At 70.9% G+C, this 18,146-nt stretch carries 13 protein-coding genes and 1 riboswitch; all 13 genes read left to right on the top strand.

All coding sequences use genetic code 11. From position 1 onward, the window contains the following. Positions 1-193: 193 nt before the first annotated feature. Positions 194-955, top strand: coding sequence for a lysozyme (locus tag ACH4TV_RS41625; protein WP_398406583.1), 762 nt, complete (start codon positions 194-196; stop codon positions 953-955). Positions 956-1,122: 167 nt separating this feature from the next. Continuing rightward, entirely contained in the window at positions 1,123-2,373 is a 1,251-nt protein-coding gene (locus ACH4TV_RS41620; protein ID WP_398406582.1) for an anion permease, read from the top strand. A 34-nt stretch (positions 2,374-2,407) separates the two neighbouring features. Beyond that, positions 2,408-2,629 carry a hypothetical protein gene (locus tag ACH4TV_RS41615; protein ID WP_398406581.1) on the top strand — a complete coding sequence of 74 codons (222 nt, stop codon included), beginning with the start codon at positions 2,408-2,410 and terminating at the stop codon, positions 2,627-2,629. A gap of 145 nt (positions 2,630-2,774) precedes the next feature. Beyond that, positions 2,775-2,918, top strand: a riboswitch (cobalamin riboswitch). A 97-nt stretch (positions 2,919-3,015) separates the two neighbouring features. Continuing rightward, complete coding sequence (locus ACH4TV_RS41610; protein ID WP_398406580.1) at positions 3,016-3,963, top strand: cobalamin biosynthesis protein; 948 nt, start codon at positions 3,016-3,018, stop codon at positions 3,961-3,963. Positions 3,964-4,004: 41 nt separating this feature from the next. Next, the gene (locus ACH4TV_RS41605; protein WP_398406641.1) at positions 4,005-5,513 is read left to right on the top strand and encodes a cobyric acid synthase; all 1,509 of its coding nucleotides are present in this window, start codon (positions 4,005-4,007) and stop codon (positions 5,511-5,513) included. Beyond that, the gene (gene cobN / locus ACH4TV_RS41600; RefSeq protein WP_398406578.1) at positions 5,510-9,166 is read left to right on the top strand and encodes a cobaltochelatase subunit CobN; all 3,657 of its coding nucleotides are present in this window, start codon (positions 5,510-5,512) and stop codon (positions 9,164-9,166) included. The genes ACH4TV_RS41605 and cobN overlap by 4 nt, the downstream gene beginning before the upstream one ends. After that, positions 9,163-11,211, top strand: coding sequence for a putative cobaltochelatase (locus tag ACH4TV_RS41595; protein WP_398406577.1), 2,049 nt, complete (start codon positions 9,163-9,165; stop codon positions 11,209-11,211). The genes cobN and ACH4TV_RS41595 overlap by 4 nt, the downstream gene beginning before the upstream one ends. Beyond that, positions 11,211-11,810: a cob(I)yrinic acid a,c-diamide adenosyltransferase gene (cobO, locus tag ACH4TV_RS41590; protein WP_398406576.1), complete on the top strand. Its 600-nt coding sequence runs from the start codon at positions 11,211-11,213 to the stop codon at positions 11,808-11,810. Before ACH4TV_RS41595 ends, cobO begins: the two co-directional genes overlap by 1 nt. A gap of 4 nt (positions 11,811-11,814) precedes the next feature. Then, positions 11,815-13,353, top strand: a complete 1,539-nt coding sequence (locus tag ACH4TV_RS41585) for a cobyrinate a,c-diamide synthase (RefSeq protein WP_398406575.1) — start codon at positions 11,815-11,817, stop codon at positions 13,351-13,353. Then, positions 13,338-14,102, top strand: a complete 765-nt coding sequence (gene cobI, locus ACH4TV_RS41580) for a precorrin-2 C(20)-methyltransferase (protein ID WP_398406574.1) — start codon at positions 13,338-13,340, stop codon at positions 14,100-14,102. Before ACH4TV_RS41585 ends, cobI begins: the two co-directional genes overlap by 16 nt. A gap of 107 nt (positions 14,103-14,209) precedes the next feature. Next, a complete protein-coding gene (gene cobM / locus ACH4TV_RS41575; protein ID WP_398406573.1) occupies positions 14,210-15,049 on the top strand; it encodes a precorrin-4 C(11)-methyltransferase in 840 nt (279 codons plus the stop codon). Then, positions 15,046-16,371 carry a precorrin-6y C5,15-methyltransferase (decarboxylating) subunit CbiE gene (gene cbiE, locus ACH4TV_RS41570; RefSeq protein WP_398406571.1) on the top strand — a complete coding sequence of 442 codons (1,326 nt, stop codon included), beginning with the start codon at positions 15,046-15,048 and terminating at the stop codon, positions 16,369-16,371. The genes cobM and cbiE overlap by 4 nt, the downstream gene beginning before the upstream one ends. Beyond that, positions 16,368-18,074 carry a precorrin-3B C(17)-methyltransferase gene (gene cobJ / locus ACH4TV_RS41565; RefSeq protein ID WP_398406570.1) on the top strand — a complete coding sequence of 569 codons (1,707 nt, stop codon included), beginning with the start codon at positions 16,368-16,370 and terminating at the stop codon, positions 18,072-18,074. Before cbiE ends, cobJ begins: the two co-directional genes overlap by 4 nt. The last annotated feature ends 72 nt before the right edge of the window (positions 18,075-18,146 follow it).

Genomic DNA, 18,146 nt, shown 5'->3' with positions numbered 1-18,146 from the left:
TGATCCTGTCAGGCCCGGTCCCGGACCGGCGCCGGGCGAGGGCACTGTAGGGCGGAACTCCGGCAACCGTAAGGGCGCACATGCGCATACAACGGCGCGTGCGCGCGCTTTGGCCGGAGGCCGCCGGAGGTTCGTCGATCTTCCAGTAATCTCTGGGGGATTTGTCACGCACGCCGCCATTCCGGGGGGACACATGGCCCGTGATCGCAAACCGTTCCATCGCAAATCCTTACGCCACCGCTCGCGCATACTCGCGGCGACCGCGGCGGCACTCGCCATCGGCGGAACCCTCCTGACGGAGGTTCCGGTCTCGGCGGCGGGGAAGCCGAAGGGGCACGACGTCTCGTCGCACCAGAAGGACGTCAACTGGTCGTCCGCGAAGGCAAAGGGCGCCACCTTCGTGTACGTCAAGGCGACCGAGTCCCACACTTATCGCAATCCGTACTTCAGCCAGCAGTACAACGGCTCACGGACCGCGGGCCTCATCCGCGGCGCGTACCACTTCGCCCTGCCGGACAAGTCGTCCGGCATCACCCAGGCCCAGCACTTCGTGCGCAACGGCGGCGGCTGGCGCGCGGACGGCTGGACGCTGCCGCCCGCGCTCGACATCGAGTACAACCCGTACAGCAAGAAGAAGTGCTACGGGTTGAGCAAGGCCAGGATGGCCGCCTGGATCACGGCCTTCAGCAACGAGGTCAACCGCCTCACCGGCCGCCGTCCGGTCATCTACACGACCGCCCACTGGTGGAACACGTGCACGAACAGCAGCAGTGTCTTCACCTCGAAACACTCTCTGTGGCTGGCTCGCTACAACGCGGCCGACGCGGGGGCGCTGCCGTCCGGTGGCTGGAAATTCTGGACGTTCTGGCAGTACGACAACAGCGGCACGCTCCCGGGTGACCAGAATCTCTTCAACGGGTCATTGGCCCAGCTCAGGCAGTTCGCGAAGGGGTAGGCGAAGGGGGAGCGGGAGACCGGTCGAAGGGGGAGTCGCCCGTCCGGCACATCCGGCGGGGCGACGCCTCATTTCAAGTCATCGCGTATCCCCCGCCAGTTCACCTTCCGTTCATCCAGGTTGCTTACGGTCCAGCAGGCACTGACGTCCCGAAGAAATCTGGGTAAATGGAAAGCTTCTCGCTGATCCTCGCGATCGTGGTCGTCACCGCGCTCGCGTTCGATTTCACGAACGGTTTCCACGACACCGCCAACGCGATGGCCACCACCATCTCGACCGGCGCTCTGAAGCCCAAGGTTGCGGTGGCCATGTCGGCCGTCCTCAACCTCGTGGGCGCCTTCCTCTCCGTGGAGGTCGCCAACACGATCTCCAAGGGCCTTGTCGACGAGAGCGGTATCCGTCCCGAGGTGATCTTCGCCGCGTTGGTCGGCGCGATCCTCTGGAATCTGCTGACCTGGCTGGTCGGGCTTCCCTCCAGTTCCTCGCACGCCCTCATGGGCGGCCTGATCGGCGCGACCATCGCCTCGGCGGGCGCGGGCGCCGTCCACGGCGACGTGCTGGTGACGAAGGTGCTGATCCCGGCCATCGCCGCCCCGATCGTGGCGGGCATCGCCGCGATGCTGGCGACGAGACTGTCGTACCGGCTCGCCGCCCAGCGGGCCGAGGGCAAGGCGGCGGAGAAGGGCTTCCGGGTCGGCCAGATCGCCTCCGCGGGCCTGGTGTCGCTGGCCCACGGCACGAACGATGCACAGAAGACGATGGGCATCATCACCCTCGCCCTCGTCTCGGGCGGCGCTGTCGCCCCCGACTCCGACCCGCCGGTGTGGGTCATCCTCTCCGCGGGCCTGGCCATCGCGCTCGGCACGTACCTGGGCGGCTGGCGCATCATCCGCACGATGGGCAAGGGCCTGACCGATCTCCAGCCGCAGCAGGGCTTCGCGGCCCAGACCAGCGCGGCGACGGTCATCCTGGCCTCCTCCCACCTCGGCTTCTCCCTCTCCACGACGCACTCGGTGTCGGGTTCGGTGATGGGCGCGGGCCTCGGCCGCAAGGGCGGCGTGGTCCGCTGGTCGACGGCGACCCGGATGTTCGTGGCGTGGGGACTGACGCTGCCGGCGGCGGCACTGGTCGGCGCCGTGGCGGAATGGGTCACCGGGTTCGGGGACTGGGGCACGGCACTGGTCGCGGTCTTCCTGATCGGCTCCAGCGCGGCGATCTGGGTCGTCTCGCGGCGCGAGGTGATCGACCACACGAACGTCAACGACGTCGAGGGCGAGGCCGGAGAACCGGCGGGCATCGTGACGACGGCCATCGCCGCGGTCACCCCGCCCCCCGCGGGCACCGTGACCGACGACCTCACGGCCACCATCCCCGCCCCGGCCGAGGTCGCGGCGACGCCGTCGGCGACGGCCCTCTGAGTCCGAGACCCCGTTCGACCAAGAAGGAAGCAACATGAAGATCGACTGGGCAGCCCTCGGCTCCGTCTTCGGCGTCAGTCTCGTCATCACCGTGGCGATGGTGGGCGTGTTCACCCTCGGCATCGTCGGGCTCTCGCGACGCGAGCGGGCGGTGGCGCAGGGAGGCACGGCGGGGCTCGCGGTCACGGGCGCGTACGCGTGCTTCGCGGCCTGCGCGGCGGTCGTCGGATACGGGATCTATCTGATCGTGGCCTGAGGGCCGACCCGGCTTCGTCGCCCGCCCTGACGGCGGCCGCCCTGTGGGTGGTTACCGGCAGGGCGGGCGTTTGTCCGCCCACCCGATGCTCCCTTGTGTGGGGCTCAGCACAGTCCTCCTTTCCAGGTCAACGGCAAGTTGACGGGTGTTCCGGGCCCGTGGTGGACTGCCGGAGCCATGTACGGCGGCAGAAGAGGAAGCCGGTGCGAATCCGGCGCGGTCCCGCCACTGTCACCGGGGTAGGAATCCCCGGGAGCCAGGAACTCTCGCCGCCGGTCTCGTCGAACCAGGGCGTGGACACCCTGAGTGAGGACAATTCGCCATGTTCGGCTGCCGTTCGAGGTCCATGACCAGGGCTCTTCCCGCCACTGCGGCCGGCTGAGCCGATGCGTGCCGATCGCGTATTCGCGTACGGCGCCGCCGCCGGACTTCTCGGTGATCTGATCCTGGGCGACCCTCGCCGCGGGCATCCGGTCGCCGCGTTCGGGCGGGCCGCCGACGCCGTCGAACAAGTGCTCTGGCGCGACCACCGCGGGTGGGGCGCGCTGCACACCGCCGTATGTGTCGGCGGTGCCGTCTCTCTTGCGGCCACGGCCGGTTGTGCCGTACGTCGCTCCCGTCCCGCCTCCGTCGCGCTCACCGCCGCAGCCACCTGGGCGGTGGTCGGCGGTACCTCCCTCGGCCGGGAGGCGCGGGCGATCGGGTACGCGCTCGCGGACGGCGACCTCGACCGCGCCCGGACTCGGCTGCCCCACCTCTGCGGACGCGATCCGCAGACCCTCGACGCCGACGGGATCGCCCGGGCCGTCGTCGAGTCCGTCGCCGAGAACACCTCCGACGCCGTCGTGGGCGCACTGGTGTGGGGCGCCCTGGGCGGGGTGCCCGGGCTGGTCGGGTTCCGGGCCGTCAACACCCTGGACGCCATGGTCGGGCACAAGTCCGCCCACTACCGGCGGTACGGGTGGGCGTCCGCCCGGCTCGACGATGTCGTGGGGTGGCCCGGGGCCCGACTCACCGCCGTACTCGCCGCTGTTGCGGGGGGCGACCCACGCGGCGCCGTGCGGGCCTGGCGGGACGATGCCCGCAAGCACCCCAGCCCCAACGCCGGGCCCGTGGAGGCCTCCTTCGCGGGAGCGCTCGGTGTGCGGCTCGGCGGGACGTTGTCGTACGCGGGGCGGGTCGAGCATCGGCCCGTGCTCAACGGGGAGTACGGGCGTGCCGTCGGCGTGCCCGACATCGAACGGGCCGTACGGCTGTCCCGGCGCGTCACCTGGCTCGCGCTCGGCGTCAGCGTCGCCGGGCGGCTTCTCGCGAAGGGGCGGACCACATCGTGAGTGGCGGAAGTGCGGGTGGCGGAACTGCCGGTGGCAGGACTGTGGGTGGGGGGCTGCTTGTTGCCGGGACCACCTCCGATGCCGGCAAGAGTGTCGTCACCGCCGGGATCTGCCGGTGGCTGGTGCGGCAGGGGGTCAAGGTCGCACCGTTCAAGGCGCAGAACATGTCACTCAACTCGTTCGTGACGCGGGAGGGTGCCGAGATCGGGCGGGCGCAGGCCATGCAGGCGCAGGCCTGCCGGGTGGAACCCACCGTGCTCATGAATCCCGTACTGCTCAAGCCGGGGGGCGAGCAGAGCAGTCAGGTCGTGCTGATGGGGAAACCCGTGGGCGAGTTGAGTGCGCGTGGGTATCACGGGGGGCGGCAGCAGCAACTTCTCGGGACCGTGCTGGAGTGCCTCGCCGAACTGCGGGGCACGTATGACGCGGTGATCTGTGAGGGGGCCGGTTCTCCCGCCGAGATCAATCTCCGGCGGACCGACATCGTGAACATGGGGATCGCCCGCAATGCCGGGCTGCCTGTCCTTGTAGTCGGCGACATCGACCGGGGTGGCGTCTTCGCCTCCTTCTTCGGGACCGTCGCCCTGCTGTCCCCCGAGGATCAGGCACTTGTGGCCGGGTTCCTCGTCAACAAGTTCCGCGGTGATGTGTCGTTGCTGGAGCCCGGGCTCGACATGCTGCTCGGGCTCACCGGACGGCCGACATACGGTGTGCTGCCCTTCCGGCACGGGCTCGGCATCGACGAGGAGGACGGGCTGCGGGTGTCGATGCGGGGGGCCGTCCGGGAATCCGTCGTCGCGCCGCCCGTCGGCGAGGACGTGCTGCGGGTCGCCGTCTGCGCGGTGCCGCTCATGTCCAACTTCACGGACGTCGACGCGCTCGCCGCCGAACCGGGCGTCGTGGTGCGGTTCGTGGACCGGCCGGAGGAACTTGCCGACGCCGACCTCGTCGTCGTTCCGGGGACCCGGGGAACCGTCAAGGCACTGGCGTGGCTGCGCGAGCGCGGACTCGCGGACGCCCTGGTGCGCCGGGCCGCCGAGGGGCGACCCGTGCTGGGTGTCTGCGGTGGCTTCCAGATCCTCGGCGAGCACATCGAGGACGACGTCGAATCGCGGGCCGGGCAGGTCGACGGACTCGGACTGCTGCCCGTGCGGGTGCGGTTCGCCCGCGAGAAGACCCTCACCCGGCCCGTCGGCACCGCCCTCGGCGAACCTGTCGAGGGGTACGAGATTCATCACGGCGTCGCCGAAGTCAACGGCGGAGAAGCCTTCCTGGACGGGTGCCGGGTCGGGGCCGTCTGGGGCACGCACTGGCACGGATCGCTCGAATCCGACGGGTTCCGGCGGGCGTTCCTGCGCGAGGTGGCCGCCGCCGCGGGCCGCCGCTTCGTACCCGCCGCCGACACCTCCTTCGCCGGGCTGCGCGAGGAACAGCTCGATCTGCTCGGCGATCTCATCGAACAGCACGCGGACACGGACGCGCTCTGGCGGCTCATCGAGTCGGGCGCGCCGCAAGGACTGCCTTTCATCCCACCGGGAGCGCCCGCATGAGCACAGTGTTGTTGTTGTCGACCGCCGACACGGATCTGCTGGCGGCCCGGGCCGCTTCCGGCGCCTCGTACCGGACCGGCAATCCGACCCGGGTGGACGTCGCGGAGGAACTGCCCGCGCTCGTCGAGGGCGCGGACATCGCCGTCGTACGGCTGCTGGGCGGGAAACGGGCCTGGGAGGACGGGCTCGCCTATCTCAAGACGTCCGGGGTGCCGACCGTGCTGCTCGGCGGCGAGACCGTGCCCGACGCCGAGTTGATGGCCGAGTCGTCGGTGCCCGCCGGTGTGGTCGCGGAGGCGCTGCGCTACCTCGTCGAGGGCGGGCCCGCCAACCTCGTGGAGATGGCGCGGTTCCTGTCCGACACCGTGCTGCTCACCGGTGAGGGGTTCGTCGAGCCGCAGAAGATGCCCGAGTACGGGGTGCACGGGGAGTACGCGTTCGTCGAGGGGCGGCCCACCATCGGGGTGCTCTTCTACCGGGCCCACGAGCTGAGCGGCAACACCGGCTTCGTCGACACGCTGTGCGACGCGATCGAGGCGCGGGGCGCCAACGCCCTTCCCGTGTACTGCGGTTCACTGCGCGGGGCCGACGCGGGTCTGTACGAGCTGCTCGTCAAGGCCGACGCCCTCGTCGCCACCGTCCTCGCCGCCGGCGGTACGCACGCCTCCGAGGCCTCGGCCGGCGGTGACGAGGAGGCCTGGGACATCGGGGCGCTCGCCGACCTCGACATCCCTGTGCTGCAAGGGCTTTGCCTGACGTCATCGAGGAGTACGTGGGACGGGTCCGACGCCGCCCTCTCCCCCATGGACGCGGCGATGCAGGTCGCGATCCCCGAGTTCGACGGCCGGCTGATCACCGTGCCGTTCTCCTTCAAGGAGGACGGCCCCGGCGGCGTACCGGTGTACGTCGCCGACCCCGAGCGGGCCGCCCGCGTGGCCGGAATCGCCGTACGGCACGCGCAGTTGAAGCACAAGCCGAACAAGGACAAGAAGCTCGCGCTCGTCTTCACCGCCTACCCGACCAAGCACTCGCGCGTCGGCAACGCGGTGGGCCTGGACACGCCCGCCTCGGCGGTACGGGTGCTCGACGCGCTGCGCGCCGCCGGGTACTCCCTCACCGAATACCCCGACAACGGCGACGAGTTGATCCACCGGCTCATCGCGGCCGGCGGTCACGATGTCGAGTGGCTGACGGAGGATCAGCTGGCCGCCGCGCCCGCACGCGTGCCGCTCGCCGACTACCAGGCGTGGTTCGACAAGCTGGACAGCGGGATGCGGGACGGAATGCTGGAGGCGTGGGGCGAGCCGCCCGGCTCCCTGTACGTCGACGGGGACGACATCGTCCTGGCCTCCCTCCAGTTCGGGAACGTCGTCGTGATGATCCAGCCGCCGCGCGGCTTCGGCGAGAACCCGATCGCGATCTACCACGACCCCGACATGCCGCCGTCCCACCACTACATGGCGGCCTACAGGTGGCTGGAGAATTCCTTTGGGGCCGACGCGGTCGTCCACATGGGCAAGCACGGCACCATGGAATGGCTGCCCGGCAAGGGACTCGGTCTGAGCCGAGGGTGCGGGCCGGACGCCGTGCTCGGTGAACTCCCCCTCGTCTACCCGTTCATCGTCAACGACCCCGGCGAGGGCACCCAGGCCAAGCGGCGCGGGCACGCCACGGTCGTCGACCACCTCGTACCGCCGATGGCGCGCGCGGACACGTACGGCGACCTCGCGAAGCTGGAGCAGCTTCTCGACGAGTACGCGCTCGTCTCCGACCTGGACCCGACGAAGGCGCCGGCGGTACGCGCGCAGATCTGGACGCTGGTCAAGGCGGCCGAGCTGCACCACGACCTGCATGTGGACGACCAGCCGGACGACGACGCGTTCGACGAGTTCGTCATGCATATCGACGGCTATCTGTGCGAGATCAAGGACGTCCAGATCCGGGACGGCCTGCACATTCTCGGCGGTGGCCCGGAGGCCGAGCCGCGCGTCAACCTCGTACTCGCCGTGCTGCGCGCCTCGCAGGTGTGGGGCGGAAAGGCGAACGCCCTGCCGGGGCTGCGGGCCGCCCTGGCCACTCATTTCGGGCTGGTCGAGAAGGAGTTGCTGGGCGAGCCGGGCGCTCCGCTGAAGGTGCCGGTCGAGCTGACGGATCTCGTCGAAGGGCCCGCGCGTTCGGCCGCCGATGCGATCGACCTGCTGGAGCAGCTGTGCCGGCGGCTCGCGGAGGGCATGGAGGAACGAGGGTGGGAGGTCGCGGCCGTCGCGCCTCTTGTGCGTGAGGTGCTGGGTCTCGAACTTCCGGACGCCGTCGCGGTGTTGGAGTTCGCCTGCCGTGAGGTGGTGCCCCGGCTCGCCCGTACGACGGATGAGATCACCCACATCCTCAAGGCACTTGACGGGGGTTATGTCCCGGCGGGTCCTTCGGGTTCGCCCACGCGTGGGCTCGTGAATGTCCTTCCGACCGGGCGCAACTTCTACTCCGTCGACCCCAAGGCCATTCCGTCCAGGCTGAGTTGGGAGGTCGGCCAGGCGCTCGCCGACTCACTGGTGCAGCGGTATCTGACCGACAACGGCGAGTACCCGAAGTCTGTCGGCCTGACGGTCTGGGGTACGTCGGCGATGCGGACCCAGGGCGACGACATCGCCGAGATCCTCGCACTGCTCGGCTGCCGTCCCGTGTGGGACGACGCGTCGAGGCGGGTGACCGGGTTCGAGGTGGTGCCGGTCGAGGAAGTGGGGCGGCCTCGTATTGACGTCACGGTGCGGATCTCCGGGTTCTTCCGGGATGCGTTCCCGCATGTGGTGGGGCTGATCGACGACGCGGTGCGGGCTGTCGCGGAACTGGACGAGCCTGATGAGTCCAACTTCGTTCGGGCTCATGTGGAGGCCGATACCGCCGAGCATGGTGATCGGCGGCGGGCTACGGCTCGGATCTTCGGGTCGAAGCCGGGGGCTTACGGGGCTGGGCTGCTGCCGTTGATCGATGCGCGGAACTGGCGGTCGGACGCGGATCTGGCCGAGGTGTACGCGGTGTGGGGCGGTTATGCGTACGGGCGAGGGCTGGAGGGGCGCGCGGCTCGGGGGGACATGGAGACGGCGTTCCGGCGGATCGCGGTGGCGGCGAAGAACGTCGACACGCGGGAACACGATCTTGTCGACGCCGACGACTACTTCCAGTACCACGGCGGCATGGTCGCCATGGTGCGGCATCTGACGGGGGCCAGCCCGGAGGCGTATGTCGGTGACTCGGCGACTCCCGACCAGGTGAAGACCCGGACGCTGGGCGAGGAGACCCACCGGGTGTTCCGGGCGCGGGTGGTCAACCCTCGCTGGATGGCGGCGATGCGGCGGCACGGGTACAAGGGTGCGTTCGAGATGGCCGCGACTGTGGACTATCTGTTCGGGTACGACGCCACGGCGGGGGTGGTGGATGACTGGATGTACGAGAAGCTCAGTGCCGAGTACGTCTTCGACCCCGAGAACCGGGACTTCATGAAGAAGTCCAACCCCTGGGCGCTGCGCGGGATCACAGAGCGGCTCCTTGAGGCCGCCGACCGTGGGTTGTGGGCCGAGCCGGACGCCGACACGATCGAGCGGCTGCGGGCTACCTACCTGGAGCTCGAAGGCGACCTGGAGGGCGACGACAAGTGAGTACTCCATTTCCGTTCACTGCCGTCGTCGGTCAGGACGACCTGCGGCTCGCGCTGCTCCTGAACGCCGTCTCACCCGCGGTCGGTGGTGTGCTGGTACGCGGGGAAAAAGGGACCGCCAAGTCCACTGCCGTACGCGCCCTTTCGGCGCTGCTGCCCGGCGTCGACGTCGTCGCCGGGTGCCGGTTCTCGTGTGATCCGGGGGCGCCCGATCCGGCCTGTCCTGACGGTCCGCACGAGGCCGGGGCCTACGAGTCCCGGGCGGCCCGCATGGTCGAGCTGCCCGTCGGTGCCTCCGAGGACCGGCTCGTCGGGGCGCTCGACATCGAGCGGGCGCTGGCGGAGGGCGTGAAGGCCTTTGAGCCCGGGCTGCTCGCCGATGCTCATCGCGGGATTCTGTACGTCGACGAGGTCAATCTGCTGCATGACCATCTCGTCGACCTGTTGCTGGACGCCGCCGCCATGGGCGCCTCCTACGTCGAACGTGAGGGTGTCTCCGTACGGCATGCGGCGAAGTTCCTGCTCGTCGGGACCATGAATCCCGAGGAGGGTGAGCTTCGGCCGCAGTTGCTCGACCGGTTCGGGCTGACCGTCGAGGTCGCGGCTTCTCGGGAGCCCGATCAGCGGGTCGAGGTCGTGCGACGGCGGCTGGCGTACGACGACGATCCCGACGGGTTCGCCACGCGGTGGGCGGACGAGGAAGGTGCCGTACGCGCCCGGATCGTGGCCGCGCGGGAGCTGTTGCCGTCCGTGCGGCTGGGCGACGGGGCGTTGCGGCAGATCGCCGCTACCTGTGCCGCGTTCGAGGTGGACGGGATGCGCGCCGACATCGTGATGGCGCGGACCGCTGTCGCGCTGGCCGCCTGGGACGGGCGTACCGACGTGCTCGCGGAGGATGTGCGGCAGGCCGCGTTGCTCGCCCTGCCTCACCGGCGGCGGCGGAATCCCTTTGACGCGCCCGGACTTGACGAGAACAAGCTCGACGAGACGTTGGAGGAGTTCGGGGGGCAGGGATCGGGTGAGGACGAGGATCCTGACCCCGATCCTGATCCTGATCCTGATCCTGGGTCGGACGGGCCCGGTGGCGACGGTGGTGGCCAGGCTCCGGAGTCCGACGGCCCGCAGGGGGGTGACTCCGGTGCGCGGCCCGAGGCCGGGGAGGCCGGGGAGCCGCAGCCCTCGGGGGCCGGGGCCGGTGAGCAGCAGCCCGTGCGGGCGGGTGAGCCGTTTCGTACGAAGGTGCTGAGCGTTCCCGGTGTGGGTGAGGGGGCTGCCGGGCGGCGGTCGCGGGCCCGTACCGAGCGAGGGCGGACGACGGGGTCGCGGCGGCCTCAAGGGGCGCTCACCAAGCTGCACTTGGCGGCTACCGTGCAGGCCGCCGCGCCGCATCAGCGGGCGCGGGGGCGGGTCGGGCGTGGGCTGGTCGTGCGGCGGGACGATCTGCGGCAGGCCACGCGGGAGGGGCGCGAGGGGAATCTCGTGCTCTTCGTCGTGGATGCCTCGGGGTCGATGGCCGCCCGGCAGCGGATGAGTGCCGTCAAGGGGGCTGTGCTGTCGCTGTTGCTCGATGCCTATCAGCGGCGCGACAAGGTGGGGCTCGTGACGTTTCGGGGGGCGGGGGCCGAGGTTGTTCTGCCTCCTACGTCGTCTGTTGACGCGGCTGCGGCCCGGTTGGAGTCGTTGCCCACCGGTGGGCGTACGCCGCTCGGTGCCGGGCTGCTCAAGGCGCATGACGTGCTGCGGGTGGAGCGGATGCGGGATCCGGCGCGGCGCGCGCTCGTCGTGGTCGTCACGGACGGGCGGGCCACCGGGGGGCCGGAGCCGGTCGCGCTGGGTGCGCGTGCGGCTCGGCTGCTCGCGGCCGAGGGGGTTGCCTCGGTGGTCGTCGACTGTGAGTCGGGGGTTGTGCGGCTCGGGCTCGCCGCTCAGCTCGCCGGTGACTTGGGAGGTACCGCTGTGACGCTGGACGAGCTGCGGGCCGATTCGATCGCCGGGCTGGTCAAGGACGTTCAGGGCAACAGGCAGAGCAACAGGAGGGTCGCGTAATGCCGCAGGGGCAGCCGAGTGTCGTGCCGGAGGACGGGCTGACGACGAGGCAGCGGCGTAATCGGCCGCTCGTCGTCGTGCATACGGGCGTGGGGAAGGGCAAGTCGACCGCCGCGTTCGGGCTTGCGCTGCGCGCCTGGAATCAGGGGTGGCCCATCGGGGTGTTCCAGTTCGTCAAGTCGGCGAAGTGGAAGGTGGGGGAAGAGAACGCGCTGCGTGTGCTGGGGGCCAGCGGGGAGGGCGGGTCCGTCGACTGGCACAAGATGGGCGAGGGGTGGTCCTGGGTTCAGCGGGACTCCCAGATGGACAACGAGGAGAAGGCCCGGGAGGGCTGGGAGCAGGTCAAGCGGGATCTCGCCGCCGAGACGTACAAGCTGTACGTGCTGGACGAGTTCGCGTATCCCATGCACTGGGGGTGGATCGACGTCGATGAGGTCATCGCCGTGCTGCGGGACCGGCCGGGGACCCAGCACGTGGTGATCACCGGGCGGAACGCCCCGGAGAAGCTGGTCGAGTTCGCGGATCTGGTGACGGACATGTCCAAGGTCAAGCATCCGATGGACGCCGGTCAGAAGGGGCAGCGGGGGATCGAGTGGTGAAGCTGTGCTGACCTCCTCGTCCTTCTCCTCGTCCTCGTCCTTCTCCTCCTCCTCGGCTTCCGTTCCTCGGCTGGTTATTGCCGCGCCTTCCTCCGGCAGCGGCAAGACCACCGTTGCCACGGGGTTGATGGCCGCGTTCGCCGCGCGGGGGCTCGCCGTGTCTCCGCACAAGGTCGGGCCGGACTACATCGACCCCGGGTACCACGCGCTCGCGACCGGGCGGGTGGGGCGGAATCTCGACGCGTACATGTGCGGGCCGGAGTTGGTCGGGCCGTTGTTCGTGCACGGGGCGCGCGGGTGTGACATCGCCGTGGTCGAGGGCGTGATGGGGCTGTACGACGGTGCCGCCGGGGAGGGTGAACTCGCGTCCACGGCTCAGGTGGCCAAGTTGCTGCGGGCGCCGGTGGTGCTGGTCGTGGACGCCTCGTCGCAGTCTCGGTCCGTGGCGGCTCTCGTGCACGGGTTCGTGTCGTGGGATCCGGAGGTACGGGTCGGGGGCGTGATTCTCAACAAGGTCGCGTCGGATCGGCATGAGGGGTTGCTGCGGGAGGCGTTGGAGTCGGTGGGGGTGCCTGTGCTGGGGGTGCTTCGGCGGGTTCCGCAGGTGGATACGCCGTCCCGGCATCTGGGGCTGGTGCCGGTGGGTGAGCGGCGGGCGGAGGCGGTTGCGGCTGTCGCGGCGATGGGGGCGCAGGTGGCGGCGGGGTGTGATCTGGGGGCTCTGGTCGCGCTGGCGCGCGGGGCGGGGGGGTTGGGTTGTGCGGGGTGGGATGCGGGTGAGGTTCTGCCCGCGGCGGAGCCGCTGACGGATGCAGCCTCGCCCCCGCCGCCCCTACCCGTCCCATCCTCGACCTGGGGGCTCCGCCCCCAGACCCCCGTTCGCGCCGAAAGCGCTCGTCCTCAAACGCCGGACGGGCTGGAGATGCCGGCCCGGGGCTCGAAAGTGACCGTCGCTCTTGCCGGTGGGGCCGCGTTCACCTTTTCCTATGCCGAGCATGCCGAGTTGTTGCGGGCCGCCGGGGCCGAGGTTGTTGTGTTCGATCCGCTTCGGGATGAGCAACTGCCGGAGGGGACACGGGGGTTGGTCATCGGCGGCGGGTTTCCTGAGGTGTTCGGGGCCGAGTTGTCCGCCAACGAACCGCTGCGCAAGTCCGTCGCGGCGCTCGCGGAGAGCGGCGCGCCCGTTGCCGCCGAGTGTGCCGGACTGCTGTATCTGTGCCGGGAGTTGGACGGGCGGCCCATGTGCGGGGTGCTCGATGCCGGTGCGCGGATGAGTGAGCGGCTCACCCTCGGTTACCGGGATGCCGTGGCCGTGAGTGACAGTTCGCTCGCGGTGGCCGGTACCCGGATGCGGGGCCACGAGTTTCATCGGACCATTGTCGAGCCCGGGGCGGGGGCGACGCCCGCCTGGGGAGTGCGGGGGCCCGAGCGGCGGGTCGAGGGGTTTGTACAGCGCGGTGTGCACGCGAGCTATCTGCACACGCACTGGGCGTCGGCGCCCGGTGTCGCCCGTCGGTTCGTGGAGAGGTGCCGGACGTCATGAGCAGCATCAGCAGTGTGAGCGGCAGCAGGTTGATCGGGGTCGGGGTCGGGCCCGGTGACCCCGAGTTGGTGACCGTCAAGGGCGTCAACGCGTTGCGCGCCGCCGATGTGGTCGTCGTACCCGTGATGGACACCCTGGAGCGGGGGCGTGCCGAGGCCACCGTGCTGCACTACGTGCCCGAGGAGAAGGTCGTCCGGGTCGTGTTCGCGCTCAACGAGCGGACCGACCGTGGCCGGCGTGAGGATGCCTGGGATGCCGCGGGTGCGCGGGTCGCCGAGTTGCTCGGTGCCCATTCCGTCGTCGCGTTCGCCACCATCGGTGATCCCAACGTGTATTCGACGTTCACCTATCTCGCGCAGACGATCGGAGAGCTCGTGCCCTCCACCGTCGTCGAGACGGTGCCCGGTATCACCGCCATGCAGGATCTGGCGGCGCGGTCGGGGGCCGTACTGACCGAGGGGACCGAGCCGCTCACCCTCGTACCGGTGACGGCGGGTGCCGCTGTGCTCAAGGAGGCTCTCCAGGGGCCGGGCACGGTCGTGGCGTACAAGTTCGGTCGGCAGGCCGGGGAGGTCGCCGAGGCGTTGCGGGAGAGCGGGCGGATCGACGACGCCGTGTGGGGGTCCGCGCTCGGGCTGGCGGGCGAGTCCATCCGGCCCGCGGCCGAGCTCGACGGTGAGCCGCTCCCGTATCTCTCCACGCTCATCGCGCCCGCCCGGCGCGACGGCGGGCGGGGCGGCAAGTTGTGAACCCCTCAGCCCGACACACCCACCCGGACGCTCACTGACGTTTTCGCTGTTCCGTTCTTGTTCGCTGTTCCGTTCTTGATTCCGTTCGTACGAGAGGATCTCGCCCCATGGCTCCCACGGCCGACGTTTCCACTGGCGCTCCCACCGGCAAGGTGACGTTCGTCGGTGCCGGCCCCGGTGCCGCCGATCTGCTGACGTTCCGCGCGGCCCGCGCCATCGCCGAGGCGGACGTCGTGATCTGGGCGGCCAGCCTCGTACAGGAGGCGGTACTCGAACACGCGCGTGAGGGAGCGGAGATCCTCGACTCGGCGACCATGTCGCTGGAGGACGTCGTCGCCGTGTACGGGCGTGCGGTGCGCGAGGGCCTGCGCGTGGCGCGTATCCACTCCGGCGATCCGGCGCTCTGGGGCGGTACCCAGGAGCAGGTCGACCGGTGTGCCGAGCTGGGGATCGACACCGAGATCGTGCCCGGTGTCTCCTCCTTCTCCGCGGTCGCCGCCATCGCCCAGCGCGAACTGACCATTCCCGAGATCGCGCAGTCCGTGATCCTCACCCGGCTGGGCGGCGGCAAGACGCCGATGCCGCCGGGGGAAGAAGTGCGGGAGTTCGCGCGGCACGGGACCACCATGGCGATCTTCCTGTCCGCCGCGCGGAGCGGGCAGCTCGTACGGGAGCTGCTGGAGGGCGGCTATCCGACGTCCACGCCGGTCGTCATCGCCTACCAGGCGACCTGGCCCGAGGAGTTGGTCGTGCGGTGCACGATCGAGACGCTGGAGGAGACGGTCAAGGAGCACAAGCTGTGGAAGCACACCCTGTTCCTGATCGGTCCCGCCCTCGACGCCAGCGGCACCCGCTCGCACCTCTACCACCCCGGCCACTTCCACGGCTTCCGCAAGGCCGACCCCGAGGCGCGTCGGGCGCTGCGTGAACGAGGGGCGAGTACGTGATCACCGTCATCGGTACGGGGACGGGGGCGCCCCTTCCGCCGGACGCCACGGCCGCCGTCGCCGGGGCCGCGCTGGTCGTGGGCGCTCGGAGGCATCTGGCTGCGGTCCCGGTTGTACCGGAAGGTGCCGAGCTGGTCGTCCTCGGGGCGCTGGCTCCGGCGCTCGACACCATCGAGGGGTACGTCGGGAAGGGTCAGGCGGTTGTCGTGCTGGCCTCCGGTGACCCCGGGTTCTTCGGGATCGTGCGGGCGCTGGCCGAGCGGTTCGGGGCCGGGCGGCTCGATGTCCGGCCGGGGGTGTCGTCCGTCGCGACCGCGTTCGCCCGGCTGGGGCTGACCTGGGACGACGCGGTGGTCGTCAGCGCGCACGGGCGGGCGCTGCGTACGGCGGTGAACGTGTGCCGGGCACGGCCGAAGGTGGCGGTACTGACCGGTCCTGGTGCCGGGCCCGCCGAGATCGGCGCCGCTCTGGCCTGCGGTCCGGGGGTGCGTGTCCTGGTCGTCGCGTCCGCTCTGGGCGATCCCGTCCTCGAACGCGTCGAGCGGGTCACGCCCGCCGAGGCGGCGGCTCGCGACTGGGGCGATGCGGTCAGCGTGGTGTTGTGTCTCGATGAGACGCGGGGCGTCGCGCCGGTGCGTGTCACGGTCGCCGGGGCGCCGGCCGGGCCTGACCAATGGGCCCTGGACGAGCGGGAGTTCAGCCACCGCGACTCGATGATCACCAAGTTCGAGGTACGGGCCCTTGCGCTGGCCCGCCTCGGACCGCGCCTCGGTGACCTGGTCTGGGACATCGGCGCGGGCTCCGGTTCCGTGGCCGTGGAGTGCGCGCGGCTCGGGGCCGCCGTCGTCGCCGTCGAGAAGACGCCGGACGGGGCGGCGCGGGTGCGTGCCAACGCCGCCGCGCACGGTGTGGACGTGCGGGTGGTGGAGGGGTCGGCGCCTGGTGATCTGCCTGCGGGTTCCGAACTTCCCGAGCTTTCCGAACTGTCTGGGCTGTCTGGGCTGTCTGGGCTGTCTGGGCTCGACGATCCCGACGCCGTGTTCATCGGTGGGGGCGGGCGTGAGCTGCCCGCCATCGTCACGGCGTGTGCGCGGCGGGCGCGGCGGACGGTGGTCGTCGCGATGGCCGCCCTCGACCGGGTGCCTGCCGTTCGGGAGGCGCTCACCGGGGCCGGCCTCGACTGCGACGGTGTCCTGTTGCAGTCGTCCCGGCTCGCACCGCTGCCGGGTGATGTGACCCGGCTCGCGGCGACCAATCCCGTGTTTCTGCTGTGGGGCACACGCCCCTCAACACGTACAGGTGAAGAAGGAGTTGCTCTGTGATCGGCCTGATTTCCGCGACGGCGGCGGGCGCGGCGGCGCGTGATCGGCTTGCCGTCGCCTGGCCGGACCGTACGCGTGTGTACGAGGGTCCGGTCGCCGACGCCGTCCGGCGCGCGTTCGGTGAGTGCGAGCAGCTCGTGTGCTTCCTGGCCACGGGGGCGGTGGTACGACTGGTCGCGCCGTTGCTGTCCGACAAGGCGTCCGACCCCGGGGTGGTGTGCGTCGACGAGGGCGGGCGGTTCGCCGTGTCGCTGGTCGGCGGGCACGGCGGCGGCGCCAATGAACTCGCCCGTGCGGTCGGGACGTTGCTGGGTGCGGAGCCGGTGGTGACGACCGCGACGGACGCCATGGGAGTGCCGGGCCTTGACACCCTCGGGATGCCCGTGGAGGGGGATGTCGCGGGGGTCTCGCGCGCCCTGCTCGACGGTGAACCGGTCGCTCTGGAAGCGGAGTCGATCTGGCCGCTGCCCGCGTTCCCGTCCAACGTCGGGGGTGCGGCGGCGGGCGCCGGGGCGGTGATCCGGGTGACCGACCGGGCCGTCGATCCCGCCGGGCACGAGGTCGTCCTCCGGCCGCCGTCCCTCGTCGTCGGTGTGGGCGCCTCCAAGGGTGCCCCCGTCGACGAGGTACTCGGGCTGGTGAAGGGCGCGTTGGCGGACGCGGGGCTCTCCGTGGCCTCCGTCGCCGCGCTGGCGACCGTCGACGCGAAAGCGGGCGAGCCGGGGATCGTCGGGGCCGCCGAGCGGCTCGGGGTGCCCTTGGTGACGTACTCCGCCGAGGAGTTGGCCGTCGTCGACGTGCCGAATCCCTCCGACGCGCCGCTCGCCGCCGTCGGTACGCCGTCCGTGGCGGAGGCCGCCGCGCTGGTCGGTGGGGGCGAACTCCTCGTACCGAAGACGAAGTCGCAGCGTGCGGACGGGGCGCCGGCCATGGCCACCTGTGCCGTTGTACGGCGGCCGGGGCGGGGGCGGCTGGCGGTCGTGGGGCTCGGACCCGGGGCCCGGGATCTGCTGACGCCGCGTGCCGAGGCGGAGTTGCGGCGGGCGTCCGTGCTCGTCGGGCTCGACCAGTACGTCGACCAGATCCGCGATCTGCTGCGGCCCGGTACCCGCGTCCTGGAGTCGGGGCTCGGGGCCGAGGAGGAGCGGGCGCGGACCGCGGTGGCCGAGGCGCGGAAGGGCCAGGCGGTCGCGCTGATCGGCAGCGGGGACGCGGGCGTGTACGCGATGGCGTCGCCCGCCCTCGCCGAGGCGTCCGACGACATCGACGTGGTCGGGGTGCCGGGCGTGACGGCCGCCCTGGCCGCGGCGGCGATTCTCGGGGCACCGCTGGGCCACGACCATGTGTCCATCAGCCTCTCCGACCTGCACACTCCCTGGGAGGTCATCGAGCGGCGGGTGCGAGCGGCGGCCGAGGCGGACATCGTCGTGACGTTCTACAACCCGCGCAGCCGGGGCCGTGACTGGCAGCTGCCGAAGGCGCTGGCCATCCTCGGCGAGCACCGGGAGCCGACGACGCCCGTCGGTGTCGTACGGAACGCGTCGCGGTCCGACGAGGCCGGCCGCGTCACCACGCTGGCGGCCCTGGACCCGGCGACGGTCGACATGATGACCGTCGTGACCGTCGGCAACACCGCGACCCGGAACATCGCGGGGCGGATGGTCACGCCTCGCGGGTATCGCTGGCAGGAGTCGGCGCGGTGAACCGTCGTCCCCTTCCCTGCCCCCTTCTCAACTCCCTTCAGTTCCCGCCCGCTTCACAGTCCGAGGAGACAT

The sequence above is a fragment of the Streptomyces sp. NPDC020898 genome, from assembly GCF_044333925.1.
Lineage (GTDB): Bacteria > Actinomycetota > Actinomycetes > Streptomycetales > Streptomycetaceae > Streptomyces.
The sequence above is the reverse complement of the archived record's forward strand: the minus strand, read 5'-3'. Positions and strand labels throughout refer to the sequence as shown.